General features: G+C 52.3%; 12 protein-coding genes, 1 pseudogene and 1 other annotated feature. Of the genes and pseudogenes, 9 read left to right on the forward strand and 4 right to left on the reverse strand.

The window, feature by feature from the left end; all coding sequences use genetic code 11:
* Positions 1-232 precede the first annotated feature (232 nt).
* From WBG83_RS00005 to WBG83_RS00030, 6 genes and pseudogenes are all read left to right on the forward strand, one after another.
* Entirely contained in the window at positions 233-508 is a 276-nt protein-coding gene (locus tag WBG83_RS00005; protein WP_336741544.1) for a DUF2277 domain-containing protein, read from the forward strand.
* 503 nt (positions 509-1,011) lie between these two features.
* Positions 1,012-1,245, forward strand: a pseudogene (locus WBG83_RS00010) (arylamine N-acetyltransferase family protein); the annotation flags it as partial.
* Between the two features lie 171 nt (positions 1,246-1,416).
* Positions 1,417-1,989, forward strand: a complete 573-nt coding sequence (locus WBG83_RS00015; RefSeq protein WP_336741545.1) for a TetR/AcrR family transcriptional regulator — start codon at positions 1,417-1,419, stop codon at positions 1,987-1,989.
* Between the two features lie 1,228 nt (positions 1,990-3,217).
* On the forward strand, positions 3,218-5,371 hold the full coding sequence (locus WBG83_RS00020; protein WP_336741546.1) for an ABC transporter transmembrane domain-containing protein: 2,154 nt from the start codon (positions 3,218-3,220) through the stop codon (positions 5,369-5,371).
* A 72-nt stretch (positions 5,372-5,443) separates the two neighbouring features.
* Positions 5,444-5,953 carry a hypothetical protein gene (locus WBG83_RS00025; RefSeq protein ID WP_336741548.1) on the forward strand — a complete coding sequence of 170 codons (510 nt, stop codon included), beginning with the start codon at positions 5,444-5,446 and terminating at the stop codon, positions 5,951-5,953.
* A 233-nt stretch (positions 5,954-6,186) separates the two neighbouring features.
* On the forward strand, positions 6,187-6,624 hold the full coding sequence (locus WBG83_RS00030) for a hypothetical protein (protein WP_336741550.1): 438 nt from the start codon (positions 6,187-6,189) through the stop codon (positions 6,622-6,624).
* Between the two features lie 194 nt (positions 6,625-6,818).
* On the opposite strand, the gene WBG83_RS00035 is transcribed toward WBG83_RS00030, so the two are convergent.
* The 3 genes from WBG83_RS00035 to WBG83_RS00045 all read right to left on the reverse strand — a co-directional run bounded on the left by WBG83_RS00035 (position 6,819) and on the right by WBG83_RS00045 (position 12,698).
* Entirely contained in the window at positions 6,819-7,421 is a 603-nt protein-coding gene (locus WBG83_RS00035) for a DedA family protein (RefSeq protein ID WP_336741552.1), read from the reverse strand.
* Positions 7,411-7,992 carry a class I SAM-dependent methyltransferase gene (locus WBG83_RS00040; RefSeq protein ID WP_336741554.1) on the reverse strand — a complete coding sequence of 194 codons (582 nt, stop codon included), beginning with the start codon at positions 7,990-7,992 and terminating at the stop codon, positions 7,411-7,413. The genes WBG83_RS00035 and WBG83_RS00040 overlap by 11 nt, the downstream gene beginning before the upstream one ends.
* A gap of 482 nt (positions 7,993-8,474) precedes the next feature.
* A complete protein-coding gene (locus tag WBG83_RS00045) occupies positions 8,475-12,698 on the reverse strand; it encodes a sulfite reductase subunit alpha (RefSeq protein WP_336741556.1) in 4,224 nt (1,407 codons plus the stop codon).
* Between the two features lie 300 nt (positions 12,699-12,998).
* On the opposite strand from WBG83_RS00045, the gene WBG83_RS00050 reads away from it, so the two are divergent.
* Together WBG83_RS00050 and WBG83_RS00055 are read left to right on the forward strand one after the other, a co-directional pair.
* Complete coding sequence (locus WBG83_RS00050; RefSeq protein ID WP_336741557.1) at positions 12,999-13,400, forward strand: MarR family winged helix-turn-helix transcriptional regulator; 402 nt, start codon at positions 12,999-13,001, stop codon at positions 13,398-13,400.
* Between the two features lie 152 nt (positions 13,401-13,552).
* Entirely contained in the window at positions 13,553-14,866 is a 1,314-nt protein-coding gene (locus tag WBG83_RS00055) for an ABC transporter substrate-binding protein (protein ID WP_336741559.1), read from the forward strand.
* A 170-nt stretch (positions 14,867-15,036) separates the two neighbouring features.
* On the opposite strand, the gene WBG83_RS00060 is transcribed toward WBG83_RS00055, so the two are convergent.
* Entirely contained in the window at positions 15,037-15,462 is a 426-nt protein-coding gene (locus tag WBG83_RS00060) for a hypothetical protein (RefSeq protein ID WP_336741561.1), read from the reverse strand.
* A 476-nt stretch (positions 15,463-15,938) separates the two neighbouring features.
* Positions 15,939-16,205 (forward strand) — a binding site (T-box leader).
* Positions 16,206-16,326: 121 nt separating this feature from the next.
* On the opposite strand from WBG83_RS00060, the gene asd reads away from it, so the two are divergent.
* On the forward strand, positions 16,327-17,412 hold the full coding sequence (asd, locus tag WBG83_RS00065; protein WP_336741563.1) for an aspartate-semialdehyde dehydrogenase: 1,086 nt from the start codon (positions 16,327-16,329) through the stop codon (positions 17,410-17,412).
* Positions 17,413-17,561 lie beyond the last annotated feature (149 nt).

The raw sequence follows: 17,561 nt of genomic DNA on the forward strand, positions 1-17,561 counted from the left end.
AAACAAGTGTTTGCGTTTATCGACTACTTCAACTCCACCATGGCCAAGCCTTTTAAATGGACTTATAAAGGCAAGGTTCTTTGCTTTTAACTGTTGTTATATTTAAGTTTTAGTGCACTAGTCGCTGTTTTACGGAAAATAGGAAGGAGGCGGCTGCCTGACTGGATCTGGCGGTCCGGGACCGGCTGTATTAAAATGAGGATAAAACGCAGGATGTAAAGGAGAATCGCTAATGTGCCGCAGCATCAAAACACTGCATAACTTCGAACCGCCGGCAACGGAGGATGAAATTCAGGCAGCCGCGCTGCAATTTGTACGAAAGCTGTCCGGCTTCACCAAGCCTTCCAAGGCCAATGAGGAGGCCTTTAGCCTTGCGGTGGAGCAGGTGGCCGCCGCTGCCCGCAGCCTGCTGGATGCCCTCGTAACCAATGCGGAGCCCCGCAACCGGGAGACCGAAATAGAGCGGGCACGCGCCAAATCGGCCAAACGGTTCGGAACGGAAATATGAAACGAAATTCATCCGTCTGGCAGCGGCCGAATACGGCTTCAGCCTCCCTTGGGCCGCGTACTGTCATCGGATTTTTATAAGCCTCCTGCAAGAGAACACGCCTTGAAGGCAGCGTTGGCCGAGATCAGGCTGGGAAGCGGCGTGTTGCTGCCGGGCGACATAGCCATCGAGTGAACACTGGGTACGAAGCTGCAAGCGATGCGGAATTTAAAGGGTGAAAAACAGGAAGCTTCTGCAAGCTTCGCGACGTGAGGCGTGCTGCAGGCTTTGTCCTGACCTTGCCAGATTTGTGCTTCAGCCACATCTGTACCGGTACAGATGTGGCTTTTTTACATTGGGTGCAGGGAAGAACCTCGTTTACAATCAATGTACGCCGGCGGGAAGCATGCTGCGCAGGACGTAAACGTTAGTCAAATTCGGAGACTTTCAACAGTCCTGTAGAGGTGATTCGTCATGTACACACTGGCAAAAGAGGAAATCGTCGCGTATTTGCAAAGCATCGGCAGGTGACACTGCACCGGGCGGGTGTCCAGCCTCCGGGAAGCGAGCCGCGAATCAATTCCTTTCATCTGGGGCTGACGGTTCACCTGCCGGATGAGCAGAATGCGCGCAGGTCGTGGATTATAGATACCGGGCTGGGCGACATGCCCTATGAGCCGCTTCCGCTGCAGCCGGGGACGTATGATCAGGGGCCGCTTCAATACAAAGTGGCGGCATCCGGTGTTGCCGGGAATGGAAGCGGTCATTGGAAAACCGGTAACGGGACGGAGCGGCGCGCAGCTTCCAAGCGATAGGCTGTATACGGAGGACACAGCGGTCACTTACAGCATCATCCCGCACCAAAGCGGCTCGCGTTGCCTCCCTTCGTCAAGCTTGATCTTAAAAGAACGATCATTTACAATTGGGGCATGAGACATAAGGACGAAACGAAAAGCGAGGCTATTTTTCAGGCCACGATTGAACTGCTGAATGAGATCGGATTCTCCGACATTTCCATCTCCAAAATTGCCAAAAGGGCCAACGTCTCTCCTGCAACCCTCTACATTCATTTCGAAAATAAGGAGGACATGCTGGCCAAGCTGTACTTCAGGGTCAAAGAGAAAATGAGCCGGCAGTTAATCGTGAACCTGGACGAGTCGATGTCTATGGAGCAGCTCATCGGCGCGATGATGCGGAATCTGCTTCATTTTGTGATGGATCATAGAGAAGATTTCCTGTTTATGGAGCAAATCTCCAACTCGCCGTTGTTCGATAAGCTGTGTCTGGACGATACCAAATGGATGTTCAAGCCGCTGCTGGCCTACATTGAGCAGGGGATACAGAACGGGACGCTGAAGCAGATTCATACGTTTCAGCTGCTGTCGTATTGTTACTTCCCTGTTACGCTGCTGGCCAAGGAGTATTTCAAGGGCCGAGCGGAAATTACCGAGCAGGCGGTGCAGGATATGATCCGTATGAGCTGGGATGCTGTCAGAGCCTAGGTGCTCGCTTCGTCGCTTCCTGTCGGAACAATGCAGAACGGCGATTTTTCGTGAGAAAGAAATCAGCCTGACGGCGCGGCCGCAGGCTTTTTTTGTTATGCATAGATTGCGGTCCCAGCTTCGCGAAGCCGCTGTTTTTTTGATTATTGGGTTTCAGTGACTTCCGGCCTTCTAAGGCGAAGCGGTGTCGTGTGATCGACCGACCGCCGTCATGCAGCGAAGCACCGCGCGCGGTGCGGAGTGGTAAGAGGGAGTCAATTAGGCGGATCAACCCAAGTGCACCCTAACACTCGCCTAAAAGCAGACGCGGATGATAGCGGGGAGAACCGGTCAAACAAAGCCGCTGTGCTTCCAGCGGCAGTACCATACCGAGCGCGTATCTGCCCGGAGAGCCGAACAAGCGAGCTGAACCGCAGCACTCCCCAGCCCCGCCTAAAAGCAGATGCCCATTGCGATAGGGAGATTCGTTCAGGCCGGCTTGTCCGCAATGCTTCTCGTTCCGAAGTTGACCGCAGTCAACTGAGCAAGCCTTTGCGCGGATGGCTGCTTGAAGCAATTGGCTTGGCATCCACACCCTACAGCTTGCGCTCGTTCACCATACCGGCGAAGGCGGCGAAGGCTTTGCTGGTGTACTGATCCTTACGGCGGGCCAGATTCGTGCTGGTATATCTCAGCTTCTCCGGGATCGGATACGTTGCCAGCGTCTGATCGTCGCCTGTCAGTACAGATGCAGGCAGCAGCGTAGAGGCCAGGCCGAACCGCCCGCAGCCCGCCCGGAACCGTCACTAACGCCATTGCAGGGCGCAGTGAAGTGACGGGGACCTTCCGCGCCTTCGATATCGACGAGCGCGCCTTGCCGGTCAGCGCCCGTTTTTTTGCCGATTTGGCTGCAGCGGAGCTAATACGGTTGGCCGGTCCGGCGGTGAGCTAGCATGCGGTCCATCGGCCGGCTGCCGGGATGCAACAGAGCAATACGCACGGGAAGCTGTGCGGCTGCATGGATGGATAATTAGCAAACGGATGCCCGGTGTAATCCGGGCTGTGAAGCCTTTCTTTTCCTGCCAGACGGGGAAAGAGGGGCTTTGCTGCTTCCGAGGCATGTCTTCGCGCAGGCACGTAGTGGAGCCTTCGCTGCGGTATCGCCAGCGTATCGCCATTTCACCGCCGGGAAAACCCGGTTTACACAGCCGGGGGATGTGCTGTAAGCTTAATGGTGACGGAGGTGGATATGAAATCCAATTTTGTACGGACGATGCTGAAGCATTTTGCTTCCTATAAGCTGCTGTGCGTTGTCTTTGTGATCAGCCTTTTGGTGGAGGTGGCTTATGCGGTTGCGGCCCCCCTCAGCTTGAAATATTTAGTGGACGAAGCCTTCCTGCCGAAGGATTTTCAGGTGTTTGTTCTCATTCTGGTCATCCTGCTTGGCGGCGGCTTCATCAATATTTGCGCCGGCTTGTGCGGGGACTATTCTCTGGGCCGGCTGAGCGGCGAAGTCATTCAGAAGCTGAGAACCGAGCTGTTCCTCCACCTGCAAAAGCAATCGTTTTCATTTTACCGGCGCTACCGGGTAGGGGATCTGGTGACACGCTTTGCAGCGGACATGGGCGCCATTGAGAGAGTCATTCGCGTCTCGTCGCCGTTTTTCCTCAAAGAAACGCTCAGCTTGCTGCTGGGGCTGGCAATGCTGTTTTCCATTGAATGGAAGCTTACGCTTGCGGTTCTTCTAGGATCCATACTTCTGTTTGCGGGTCCCAAGCTGCTGCAAAAGCGGGCGGAAACCGCAAATACAAGCTACAAGGAAGCCCAGGAGCGCTTCTCCAATACGATTGACGAGATGGTCAAGGGGCACAAAACGATTAAAGGCCTCCACCAGCAGCAGCGGTTCGAGCAAAGGGCCCGCATGCATATTCGGGAGCTGCTTTCCTTCGGCTTTCATCTGCATTTCATCACCTCGCTGATGGAGCGGCTGCCGCTGACAGCCCTGCTCATTCTGAACGGCATCATGATGGGGCTGGGCGGGTATTTCATTTTTCATGATGAAATGACGATTGGCGGCTTCATGGCTTTTTTCACGCTGTTTATGGGGGTCGGTCAGGCGGGATCAAACTTGTCGCTGCTGCTTCCGAACCTGATCGATTCCAGCATCAGCTTCCGGCGGATCGGTGAAATTGCTGCGCAGGAGCCTGCCTTGAAGGAGCCTGACAATCCGGTAGAGCTAAGCTCCCCCATCACTTCCATCCGGATGGACCAAGTCACCTTTGGCTACACGGACGAAACCGACCAGCTTCGGGAAGTCAGCCTGTCTATCGCGGCGGGAAGCTATGTCGCGTTTGTCGGGCCAAGCGGATCGGGAAAAAGCACAGCGCTTCAGCTGCTGTCGCGGTTCTATGATCCCGGTCACGGCACGGTCGCGATTAACGGGGCTGATCTGCGAGGCGTCAGTGAAGCTTCCTTAAGAAAGCTGTCGGCTATGGTGACGCAGGAAAGCTTCCTGTTCAATACAACAATCCGGGACAATCTGCTGCTTGACGGGGCAGATGTGACCGAGGAGAAGATGGTGGAAGCGGCGAAGCAGGCAAGCATTCATCAGATCATCATCAGCTGGCCGGAGGGCTATGACACACCTGTTCATCATGAAGGGGGCTCCTTGTCGGGCGGTGAACGCCAGCGGCTAAGTATTGCGCGGGCACTGCTCCGCAAGCCGGAGCTGCTGCTGCTCGACGAGGTCACGTCCGCGCTCGATCCTGTGACGGAGGCGGAGATTAACGGCCTAATCCAGCAGCTTCGCGGCGATAAAACGATTATATCCGTAACGCATCGCCTGGACGCGGTGGTGAACGCCGATCACATCTATGTGTTCAAGGAAGGCCGGATTGTTGAGGATGGCACGCACTCGGAGCTGTTGAAGCATAGCGGCCTTTATCATCAGCTGTGGGAGAAGCAGCACGGGTTTCATTTGTCCAATGACGGGCTTCATGCCACAGTGGACGGCGAGCGGCTGGCCAGGCTGCCCTTCTTCAAGGGGATTGCCCCGTCGATGCTTCATGATGTAGCCGCGCTTTTTTCAACGGAAACCTTGAAGGAAGGCGAGACGGTCATGCATGAGGGAGAAGAGGGGAATAAGTTCTACATCATCGTCCGCGGGAAGTTCGAAATACTGAAACGGCTTCCCGGAGAAGGGGAGATGCGGGTAGCGGTGCTCCAGGACGGGGATTATTTTGGCGAGATTGCCCTGCTCCGAAACATCCCCCGGACCGCCACTGTCAAATCGCTTAGCCATTCGGTGCTGCTTTCTATACGGCGGGAAGTATTCCACCGGCTTACCGGAGCATATCCGCAGCTTCTGCATGCGCTCGAGCAGACGTTATTACAGCGGCTTTGAACAACGTTAAACGAACCGGGGCATTATGCTGCTTCGGAGAATGCGAACCGGAAAGGAGGTTTAAGCAAGTCGATGCATTTCAAGCCATGCACCAGCGACGAGGATTTCGCCAATTTCAGTCTGTTTTTTCTTGAGAACAAGCATGATTTGCACCCTTCTTTAAGTGTGCTTGATGGGGTAACACTTATTTATTCGTACTTGACCGAAGGCTATTTGTGCCAGATCGCCGACGAGAATGGACGAGTGAGGGGGATATCGGCGTATTACCACGGAACCCGGGAGAATGAATTTCTTGATAAAGATGTGGTTTACTTCGATATGGCTATTCTTGATCAATCGCTCCGGCGTTCCAGAGTATTCATGAAGTCGTTCAGTTCGATGGTATTTCATATTGCCGAGACGCACCCGGAGGTACAGGAATTGCGACTGGCTGCGCTATCGGACAACGCGTATTTGTGCGGGATGTACGCCAAATTGACTCGAAGTAGCTACAAACGGGAAGGCGCCATAGGTGAAGAAACGGTGTTTTGTGTGAAAATTAACGAAATTTGCTCTATGCTAAAAAAATACAATCGCGTATAATATGAAGCAAGGAAGTTCCATAATTTTTACGTGAAAAAGGAGGCGGGTCACATGATCCCACCACTCGGATTTGGTCAAAAATCGACCAAAGGCAGCGGCTTTGGCAAAATCGTTATTATCAATGATTCTTTGAGAGCACAACCGAAATAACAGTGTACTTTGAATTTCGTCCTTGTGAATTGGAGAAGCACTTTGACGCGTATGTCAGGTTTTTGATTCAGCATCATGCTGAGTTGAACCTGCCATACGCGTTTCCCGTGAAGCTGAGCTTTTTGTGCAGTCCGCTGATGTTTGGCAAGGCGTTGCGCATTATGGATGAAGAGACGTATGAAATGGTTGGAGCGGCGGGCTTTGTGCTTGGCACAGGAGCCAACCATTATGAGGATCGGGAAATATGCCAGGTGGAGGTTGCCTTTATCCGGAAGGAGTACCGGTCATCGCCCTTGTTTGTCCAATTGCTGGAATCGCTGGTAGCCACAATGAAGGAAGCCAATCCCGACTTGGCGCAGGTTCAATTCTGGGTCCCTGCGGAACAGAAGGATCTCGATCGGCTTTGCTCCAAATTTCTCGCTTTGCCCGGTTCAGTCAAATCCGTTGTGAACAAGTTGGCGTTTTATACCGTTCCGTTTCCAGCGCTGGAGGCATATTGCCGGCGTTTGAAACGGGCTTAGCCATCAGTATGAAGAGACCTTCCGAAGCTGCGAAGGTCTTTTTGTGTTTGGTCCTGCATGTCATGAGAAAGCGGCGCCGTAAGCCAAGGTCCTGTATCCATGCATAATTCGGGGAAAAAGGGTCTTGTTTCCCCCGCCCGCCCCGATTATAGCTCTGCAAATACGACGCTGCACCGGGTAAAGGTTATCCTGCTCTATCTTTCCCGTGAACGAATGCTTGTCAGCTTAAACAGAATATAAATCGCCGCCAGGGTGCTCAGAAGCCACAAGAAATAAATCCCGTATTTGTAAATAAGCATTCCGACTTGCGGGACATCGCTGCCCAGGAACCGGCCGAGCATAAAAAACAGCAGCGTCCACACAAAGCCGGTGATGTAGGAGTAGCATGCATACCGCCAAAAGCTCATATTGTTAATTCCGGCCAGATACGGGACCACATGCCGGACGACAGGGAGGAAGTAGCTGAAGCTCAAGGCGAAATTGCCGTATTTTTGTATCAGATTTTCGGAGATGCGGATGTACTTGTCCATATTCTTTTTTCGTCTGATTTTGTCCAGGATCGGTGCGCCTGCAAATTTGCCAAGCACGTAGCCCAAGGATAAGCCGGTGACTACCCCCAAGTAGGTGACTAGAAAGGCGGGAACCGGTTTCAACAATCCCATCGTCGTCACGGCGCCGCCGGTCATCACGATCACCTCGTCCGGTATCGGCATCCCTACAATGCCCAGCCAGAGGGCGAAGAACAATGCCGCATAGCCGGCATGTTCTATCCATTCCAGCAACTGGCTATATTCCATGACCAGTACCTTTTTTGCGGCAAATATAGATGAAGGCTGGCGGGATGTTCAAAAGCACCATTCGAATGGCTTCAACATCGAAATAGTCGGCTAGCTGCTCCTTCATTTGCAGGGAATATTGGAAGGCGATAAATTGGCCGTTCGGCTTCAGCGACAGCTGGATTTGCTCCAATAATTGATCGCGGATCGCCTGAGGGAAATTAAAGTAAGGCAGCCCGCTAATAATACAGTCAAGCCTGTCGACCCCTTTTTCCTTCAAGGCGGAGGTGAGCTCCGTGGCTTCAGCATAGTGATGATAATGCGGGTAGCTGGCCATCAGTCGGCTCCTTAATTCATAGTCCTTCTCGAACAAGAATACATGGGCGCCCGGGGTTATAATCCGGTACAGATACTGGGTGATGGCTCCGGTACCCGGTCCCAGCTCGGCCACCTTCAGGGCTGGCCTGGAATCGACGGCGCTGAGCATGCGATGGGCCAAAAATCTGGAGCTTGGGATTACGCTTCCAATTTGCTTCGGAGATTGAATGAATTTTTGCAGAAACAATAGCTTGTTCTGGACATAGGTAGACATGGAAAGCAACCTCCCAGGGTCGTGGTATCCGGTAGACTGGCATGAATGTGTTCATCTTAACGGAATAATCTTAAAATGATATGAGTTTTATTCTGAATATTTTATAAATGATGAAGAAAATTATTGAAACAAAACCGGACTGGCCCCGTGCAGCAGGGGGTCAAAACTTCAATATATCCATCATAAGAGAGAGCAGCGGCTTGCAAAATGAACTTTGGTAGTGTTTTCCTTTAGACCAAGGTCCTAATCTGGCCTGGACCTTGGTCGCAGCACGGACACGGGACAAATGGAGATTCTACGCATTTCACGAAGCCTGGACATAAATCGACTTTTACCGGCGGCAGGAATTGGAGAAGCAGGGCGCTGGAATGCTGTGCCGGGGATTACAAAAAGCCCAAAGCAATCCTGAAGGGTGACGGTAGAGAATGTCTGTCAGGATTGCCCGGGCTTGCCGAAGCTGCTTTTAAATGAAAGGCATGGCTTTAATACACATCTCGTGCATAGCGTTTGGTTTTTGTCATTTCCTTAACATAGGCTTCTGTTTCGCGGGCGCTCATTCCGCTGTGCTTTTGAATGATTTGTTTGAGCGCTGTATCTACATCCTTGGCCATTTGGCTTGCGTCCCCGCAAACATAGAAGTGGGCGCCTTCCCGAATCCAGTCCCATAATTCCGCGCCATACTCGATCATCCGGTGCTGGACATAGACCTTCTCAGGCTGATCGCGGGAAAAAGCGGTATCCAGCCGGTGAAGAACACCGGCTTTCAGCATCTCCTCCAGCTCTTCCTTGAAATAAAAATCGCTTGCGGCCCGCTGTTCGCCAAAAAGAAGCCAGTTTTTCCCTTTCGCGCCTGTCGCCTGACGCTCCTGCAGGAAGCCGAGAAAAGGGCCTACGCCGGTGCCCGGCCCAACCATAATCATCGGGGCATCCGGGTTGGCTGGAGGATAGAAGCTCGCAGACTTTTGAACAAAAACCGGTATCTCCGTACCGGACGCAGAGCGGTCGGCAAGAAAAGCGGAGCAAACTCCGTTCCTTGCTTTTCCGTGATGAGCATACCGTACGGTGGAGACCGTAATATGAACCTCATCCGGGTGTGCCTTGGGACTGGAGGAAATGGAGTACAGACGGGGCTGCAGAGGCTTAAGCTGCTGAGTCAATTCCGCTGCGCTCACAGTGATCGGGAACAGCTGCAGCACATCCGCCAATTGACGGCCCCAGAGCCATTTTTTGAGCTCGGCTTTGTTATCGCTTCTCAGTAAATCGCCCAGCACTTCACTGCCGGAGCGTTCCCGGATCAATTGAAGCATGGATGGTGTAATGCGGGCAATTTCGAAATGCTTCAGAAGCGCTTCGGTGATCGTCATTTCTCCGCGATCCTTGACTGTTACGGGCGTGGACGGCTCCAGGCGGACGGCTGCCAAAATCTCCGCAACAAGCTCCGGACAGTTCGTCGGCCATACGCCCAAGGCGTCTCCGGCGTTATAGTGTAACCCGCTGCCTTTGAGGTCAAATACATAGTGGCGGGTTTCTTTCTCGGAGCCCTGTTGGTTCAACAGCCGATTGCCAAGAATACGTGTCCGCAAGGGATGGCTGCGGTCATATGGTTTGGGGACCATGGCTTCTGCTGCTGCAGCCGTTTCAACAGCGCCGGCCTCGACCTCGGCAGTGCCCTTGGAAATGGTGCTGCTGATGGCGGCGTTCAACGTTTGCTCGACTGTGGTCATCCATGCCGCCGCCAGCGCCTGAAATTCCATGTCACAATCTGTGCGTTCCATGAGCCGCTGCCCGCCAAGCTGCTCCAGCCGGGCGTCAAGATGGCCTCCGAACCCGCAAAATAAATCATAGCTGGAATCGCCGAGCCCGAGCACCGCATAACGAAGATCCGGCAGACGGGGGGCGCTGTCGGCTTGGAGAGCCTGCCAGAAGCCTGAGCCGTTGTCCGGCGGGTCGCCTGCCCCGAATGTACTGGCTACAAATAGCACAAAACGTTCCTTGGGCAAGTCTGCGAACGGATAAGCATTCATATTGACGAGCCGGATATCGTATCCGGCGGCCTTCAATTTTGTGGCGCAGTCAATCGCCGCGCCTTCGGCGTTGCCGGTTTGCGAGGCCCAGAGAATGGTGACCTTGTATTTGCTCGGCACGGCGGCTTCCGGCTCCGCCGCCGTGCCGCTGCCGGACGCTGCCGGCTGAAGCTCCGCCGCCGGGCTCGTTCCTGCATCCGGCAAGTAGGTCCGTGAGAACAATCCCGCCAGCAGGCCATCCAGCCAGAACCGCTTGACCGGCTCGATCGGAGCGGCAGGAGGGAGGACCGGGATGCCCGGGCTTAACCGGGATTCCTCTGTGCGCAGGCTGGTTATAAAGCCTGAAACGTACATTTTCTCATGATGATCCAGTGTCATGCCTGAGGTTGACGGAATGCCGAGCATCGTTGCAAGCGTATCAATTTGAGACATATACACTTCCTCCTTCTCTATAGGAACTTGCTGATTGGCAGCAGCTTGCTTCGGGATATTCCCGCTGCGCGAACCGGATATCGCTGTATCGGCCTGTACGGCAGCGCGTGTGAGCGAGACTGCGCAATATTTGAACTCGGGCTGGAATGATATCGGATCAATGGAATCATTAGTTACAGCATTAATGGCAAGGCGGCTGCCGAAAACATCGTTCCAGTGAAAGGGGGCAAAGCAGTTGCCGGGTCGGACCCGATCGGTTACAACAGCTGGCAACATAGCGAGACCCCGTCGTGAACGAATTTCTACCTGGCTCTGATCCGTAATTCCCAGCGCGGACGCGTCCTCCGGATGAATCTCGATAAATGGCCCAGGATTCAGCTTGTTCAGGGCAGGAATTTTACCGGTCTTGGTCAGGGTATGCCATTGATGCTGTACACGCCCGGTATTCAGGACGAACGGAAATTCAGCGTCCGGCATCTCGGCGGGAGGCAGGTAGGGGCGGGGCAGGAAATTTCCTTTTCCGCTTTCCGTCGGAAATACGATGCGCGGGCGTTTGCCGTCCTCCGTGACCTTCAGTGTCTGGCTGATTCCGTTGTTTAAATAACGAATCGGATTTCGATCGCTCCCGCTGTCCGGGGCACAGGGCCACTGCATGGGGGTTTCAAGCAGGCGCTCATAGGAAGCGCCCCGGATGTCATATCCGGTTTTAGGATTCCAGGCCCGCTGAATTTCCTGGTAAACCTCGGCAGAGGAGGTATAGGTGAACGCTTCGGAATACCCCATCTCACAGGCTACCTGCGCAATGATTTGCCAGTCCGGCAGCGCTTCCCCAGGCGGATCGACCGCTTTTCGCATCAAGGTCAGGTTCCGCTCAGAGTTAATCATGACCCCTTCAGCCTCCGACCATAACGCCCCAGGCAGTAAAATATCCGCATACCGGTTCGTCTCTGTATCAAAGAACGCATCCTGAGTAATAACGAGCTCCGCTGCTTGAAGGCCGGCGATTACATTTTGGCGGTTAGCAACGGAAGCGACCGGATTCGTGCAAATAATCCAGCATGCTTTGATGTCTCCGGCCTGCATGCTTTGGAACATCGATACGGTCCCGGTGCCTGCCTCCGTTCGCAGGGTGCCGCGAGGCACGCCCCACATGTCTTCCATAAACGTGCGCTCGGCTTCGACGAGCACCGAACGCTGGCCGGGCAAGCCCGGACCCATATAGCCCATCTCCCGGCCGCCCATCGCATTCGGTTGACCGGTTAAGGAGAAGGGGCCGCTGCCGGGACGGCAGATAGCGCCTGTGGCCAGATGCAGGTTGCAGATGGCATTCGTATGCCAGGTGCCGTGGGTGCTTTGATTAAGCCCCATCGTCCAGCAGCTCATCCATTCCGCAGACTCTCCGATCCACCGGGCAGCCTGGCGAATGTCTGCTTCCGGGATGCCGGTAATCTCGGCTGTTTTCTCCGGTGAGTAATCTTCCGCAAATTCGGGCATTGCCTCCCAGCCGGACGTAAACTCCGCGATAAAGGCGGGATCGGTATGGCCGTTCTTGATTAACAAATGAAGAATACCGTTCAGAAGAGCCAAATCCGTACCGGGTTTAATCTGCATGAAAAGAGTTGCCTTGTCAGCAGTAGCGTTGCGGCGCGGATCAACGACAATCAGCCTGGCTCCGGCTTTGACCCGATCCATAAGCCGAAGGAACAATATCGGATGGCAATCGGCCATATTGGCTCCGATAACAAAAAACACATCTGTCCGGTCTATATCCTGATAGGAGCCCGGTGGACCATCCGCACCAAGCGAGAGCTTGTAGCCGCTCCCGGCGCTTGCCATGCATAGACGCGAATTGGATTCGATATTGTTGGTGCGAATAAAGCCCTTGGCCAGCTTGTTAATAAGGTACTGAGCCTCCAGCGACATTTGACCCGAGACATAGAAGGAAATCGCATCGGGACCATGCTGATTCAGAATTGTACGCAGCCGGATTGCCGTTTCCCGGATTGCAGTTTGAATCGGGGTTTGGACCGGTTCGTTCGCCCGTGAAGGACGCTGAAAGGCATATTCCAGCCTTCCTGAATCCGTAATGGCCTGCGCACAGGTGCTGCCCTTGGTGCAGAGCCTGCCGAAATTGGCGGGATGCTCCTTATCGCCGGTCACTTTAACGACCCGTCCGTCCGACACCTCCAGCACGATTCCACAGCCGACGCCGCAGTAGGGACATACACTTTTTACTTTTTCTGATGTCATGTTATCTCACCAACATTAACGTGCACAGCACGGATTGATTTGTGTTTATAGATGGAACAAAACGAAGCAGAGGAGAAACCACCTTATTTATGCTAAATATATATCGTACTACGACCCAAGTCAAGGTTTTATGTAATATTATATAACATAATAATAATGATTTTTGCAGCTTTTTTGTGGGATAATCAATTTTTGTGTAAGGTAATATGACTTTGGTTGGCTTCCCCATCATTGTCCCGGCCGGGTGAATGCGGTACACTAGGTTTAGCAGGTTTATTCTGACATTGCAAGGAGTCTGGAATGAAGAAACAGCCATTGCCCAAAAATGTGTATGAGCAGCTCGCATGGTTCCGGTACCGCATTCGCAAGTTCATCCGGTTCAGCGAGGAAGCAGCACGCAGGAAGGGATTAACCCCTCAGTTTCATCAGCTGATGCTGTCGATCATGGGATTTCCTGACCGGGAATACGCTACCCCGAAGGAGCTTGCCGAACGTCTGCAAATTACCCGCCACGCCTGTGTAGAGCTTATTAAGCGCTGTGAGGAGCTTGGCTTGGTACAGCGCTTCCCGAATCCGAAAGACAAGCGGAGTGTGTTTATTACGTTAACCGATTATGGAATGGGCTTGCTGGAGGAGCTCTCCGAGATTCACCGGGACGAATTGAAAAGGGCGGGTCTGCTGGAGTTCCAGGATGAACCATAAGCGTCTTTTTGTTTTGCCAATTTATTTGGAGAAAATCGCCTATAAAATGAAGCGATTGCCCCTATATATTGGCATGCGGAACCGGATACATTTAAATGTAAACGCTTACTTATCTGGCGTCTTCTTGGTAGAAGGGGAGGAAATGCTGCCGAATGAAAAAACTTCAATTCACACGCGTGTGCTTGGCCTGTCTTATCCTGCTGGTGCTGGGCGGGTGCGCCTTTGGCTTCGGAAGTGAACAAAAAGGAGGGGAAGCAAGCCCGGCATCGGCTGACAATGAATTGTTCATTTATACCGTCTGGCCTGCGTTCTATGTCAAGGAAGCCGTCTTTGAGCAGCAAATCGGCCGTCATCTCAAAAAAAAGTTCCCGGAGCTCCAAATCAAGCATGTTCACTGGGACAATCCGGGCAGGCAGTATAAGGACCTGATTGCGGCAGGAACGATTCCGGATATCATTATGGACGATTCTCACTTTAATGTGCAGCGTTATATCATAGACAATGATTTGCAGTATGACATGCGGGATTTAATCAAAAAGCATAACTTCGATACAAGCAAGCTGGATTCGACGATGATGGACCGCATGAAATCGTTATCCAAGGATGGAGCGATCTACGGATTGCCGTTTCATGTTGGAGATTATCTGCTGTACTATAACAAGGATATATTCGATAAATTCGGAGTGGATTATCCGAAGAACGGCATGACTTATGATGAGGTCTACGAGCTGGCCAAAAAGCTGACCCGAGTGGAAGGGGAGATGACGTACAAGGGCTACTCGCAAAATCCGGGCCATTATATGAACTATAATCAGTTATCGCTGCACCCGCTGCATCCGACAGAGGACCGGGCCAATATGACGGGCGACGGCTGGAAAAAGCTCGTCGATAATTTGCGCCGGTTCTATGATATTCCCGCCAATCAGTTTACTACGGTTGAGGACTTTTACAAAGGGAACATCGCCATGGCTGTGGCGGGAACGGACCGGATAGTGAAGTTTTATGAAAACAATAAAAATCTCAATTTCGATATTGCCTCTGTCCCGATGTTCAGTGATGTGCCGAATACGAAATACCAGCCGAACGTCATGTCATTGTATATTTCGAAGCAGTCGGCCAAGAAGGATATGGCCTTCAAGGTCATCGAGTATTTGGTCAGTGAGGAGATGCAAATCGAGCTGGCTAGGGAAGGGAATCTTGGGCCGGTTCAGACCGCGGCCGTCAAAGAAGCGTTCGGCAAGAACCTGCCGCAGCTGCAGGGCAAAAACATCGAGGCGCTGTTTTATGGCAAATACGCCCCGGCTACACCGGCACGCAATCCGGGGCTCACGTACATTCTTGTAAACACACAGTATGCGTTCGATCCGCTTATTTTCAAGGAATCCAAGGATTCTGTTACCGCGCTGCGAATGACGGAGGAGCTGGCGACGAAGCAAATTAAGGACGCCAAGGCGGCAAAGCAATAGCCAAAAACGACAAAGCCGGCGGCGAGCAGGCCGCAGCAAAGGCACCCCTTGATTAAAGGGATTTTCAAGGGAATCGGCAGAAGCTGTCTGCAGTCACGATTGAACGTCCATTCCAATTCAAGCAAAAAGGCTTTCCGACGCAGGGGTCGGAAAGCCTTTTGAGCATTGGATTAAGGGTTTACCCATTCAATGTATGCTTCCCCTTCGCTGCCATATCCGTTCGTGCTGTAGAGCACGACTTGAATCGGATGAGCATAGTCGGTGAAGTGGTATTCGCGTGAAGTGTAGTAGTCGCCGCTTTGCAGATTATTCACATAGTCATAGTACGGAATAACCGTTCCACTGTCAATTACTCCGTTCCATGCATCAACGACCTCAAAGTAAACATTGCTCCGGTTGCTGCCGGCCGCCATGTTCTGCACGTTCACGTAAACGTCATAGCCGTATCTGCTATACGAATCCTTCGACGAGCTGAAGTAATCCAGAGTTACCCATTGGTGGGTGGAGGTGCTTGCTTGAATTGGAAGGGCAGCGAAAAAGAGTGAAACAATCGTAAGTACGGTTGCCATCAGACGGCGTGTTTTCATCATTCTCATCCTTTCATTCCTGTTTTTTTGGAATTTCTGTGCAGCAGCCCCGTCCGTTCTCGTGTTGGGGGCTTGCCGATTTGCAAGCTGTAAAGGCTTACACCTCCTGTTGGATAAAATCTTGCTGTACTGCAAAAGCATGTATTGTAAAGGCAAGAAAAGCAATGCCTTACAACCGGCGGGGAGGTACTCCTACTAATGAATGTGGCAGAGAAGCTTTCGATCAGGATGAGTTGATACATCCTTATCATAACGGTTCAGTAAAAAAGTGGGAATAGGTCGAAACGACCGAAATGTGCGGCTTTTACCGTCGATGCCGAGTCGGTTAGAAACTATTGTGCAGATCCCTATGGGCAGCTCGCCGGAGGCATCCATTCTCAAGACTAGCCTTTGCTTGTCATGAGCGGAAAATTTAGATTAATTACGAAATTTCACGAAATCATATTTACCTGAGCGCGTTTTTTTGATACTATTATCGCACACATGAAAATGCGATGAAGAGACGAGTAGATAGATGAATTCATTCACAGAGAGCTCCGTTAGCTGAGAAGGAGTAAGAATTCTTTATTGAACAAAGACTCAGAGCAGCACATCGGAACCCCAAGAATGGATATGATGTGCCAGGAGCTCCTGTTACAGAGCTAGAGTATACGCATGATGCCCTGGAAGGCGATGCCGTACTTAAAGAGGCTGATATGGCGACATATTGGTGAATCTGGGGTGGTACCACGAATGTAAATCTCGTCCCTAAGGCTATTGTCTTGGGGGTGGGATTTTTATTTTTACCAGCGCATGTCGTTTTCGATGCACCCGGACTACACCGGAATAGGAAAGTATTTTATTATTCTTCAGGGAGAGAGGATTGATTGTCTTATGGCACAGAAATTAAAGGTTGGTATTGTTGGAGGAACTGGCATGGTCGGCCAGCGTTTTGTTCAGCTCCTGGATGGTCATCCATGGTTTCAAGTAACGGCTATTGCTGCAAGCAGCAGCTCCGCAGGAAAAACCTATGAAGAATCGGTACAGGGCCGCTGGAAATTGTCCAGCCCGATTCCGGATGCTGTGAAGGGCATCGTTGTACAGGACGCTTCCAAGGTGGAAGAGGTTGCTTCGGCTGTCGATTTTATTTTTTGCGCAGTCGATATGAAAAAGAATGAAATTCAAGCGCTGGAGGAAGCATACGCCAAAACAGGCACGCCGGTAATCTCCAATAACTCGGCGCATCGTTGGACTCCGGACATTCCGATGATTATTCCGGAAATTAACCCGGGTCATATGGATGTCATTGCCGCGCAAAGAAAACGTCTCGGCACCTCGACCGGATTTATCGCGGTGAAGCCGAACTGCTCCATCCAGAGCTATGTGCCTGCGCTTCACGCCCTGCTGGACTTCAAGCCGACTACGGTGGTGGCTTCGACATATCAGGCGATTTCCGGAGCGGGTAAAAACTTTACCGATTGGCCGGAGATGCTGGATAACGTAATCCCTTATATCGGGGGCGAAGAAGAAAAAAGCGAGCAGGAGCCGCTGCGCATTTGGGGCAGCATTGTCAATAACGAAATTGTTAAAGCGAGCGCGCCCTTGATTACAACCCAGTGCATCCGCGTTCCGGTAACTGACGGGCACTTGGCGACAGTATTCGTTTCGTTCGAGAAAAAGCCGTCCAAGGAAGAAATTCTTGCCCGCTGGCAGCAATTCAAAGGACGTCCGCAGGAGCTGGGTCTGCCTAGCGCGCCGAAACAGTTTATTACGTATTTTGAAGAAGAAAATCGTCCGCAAACGAAGCTTGACCGTGACATTGAACGCGGAATGGGCGTTTCTGCAGGCAGACTGCGTGAGGATTCCCTTTACGATTTCAAATTTGTAGGGTTGTCCCATAATACCTTGCGCGGTGCGGCAGGCGGCGCTGTTCTGATTGCCGAGCTGCTGAAGGCGGAAGGCTATATTCAGGCGAAATAAGTTTGCGCGGCTCAAGCTGCGCTAACTACGGAAACAGCTGGAATCAAGCTGAAGCAGTAGAAATAGCAACAGCAAGCCCTTTGAATGCGGGGCTTGCTGTTTTTTTTGATGGGATGGAAGCTGCTTATCCGGGTGAGGTGCCGGACTCT

It is taken from the genome of Paenibacillus sp. y28 (genome assembly GCF_037137075.1).
Lineage (GTDB): Bacteria > Bacillota > Bacilli > Paenibacillales > NBRC-103111 > JBBBNV01.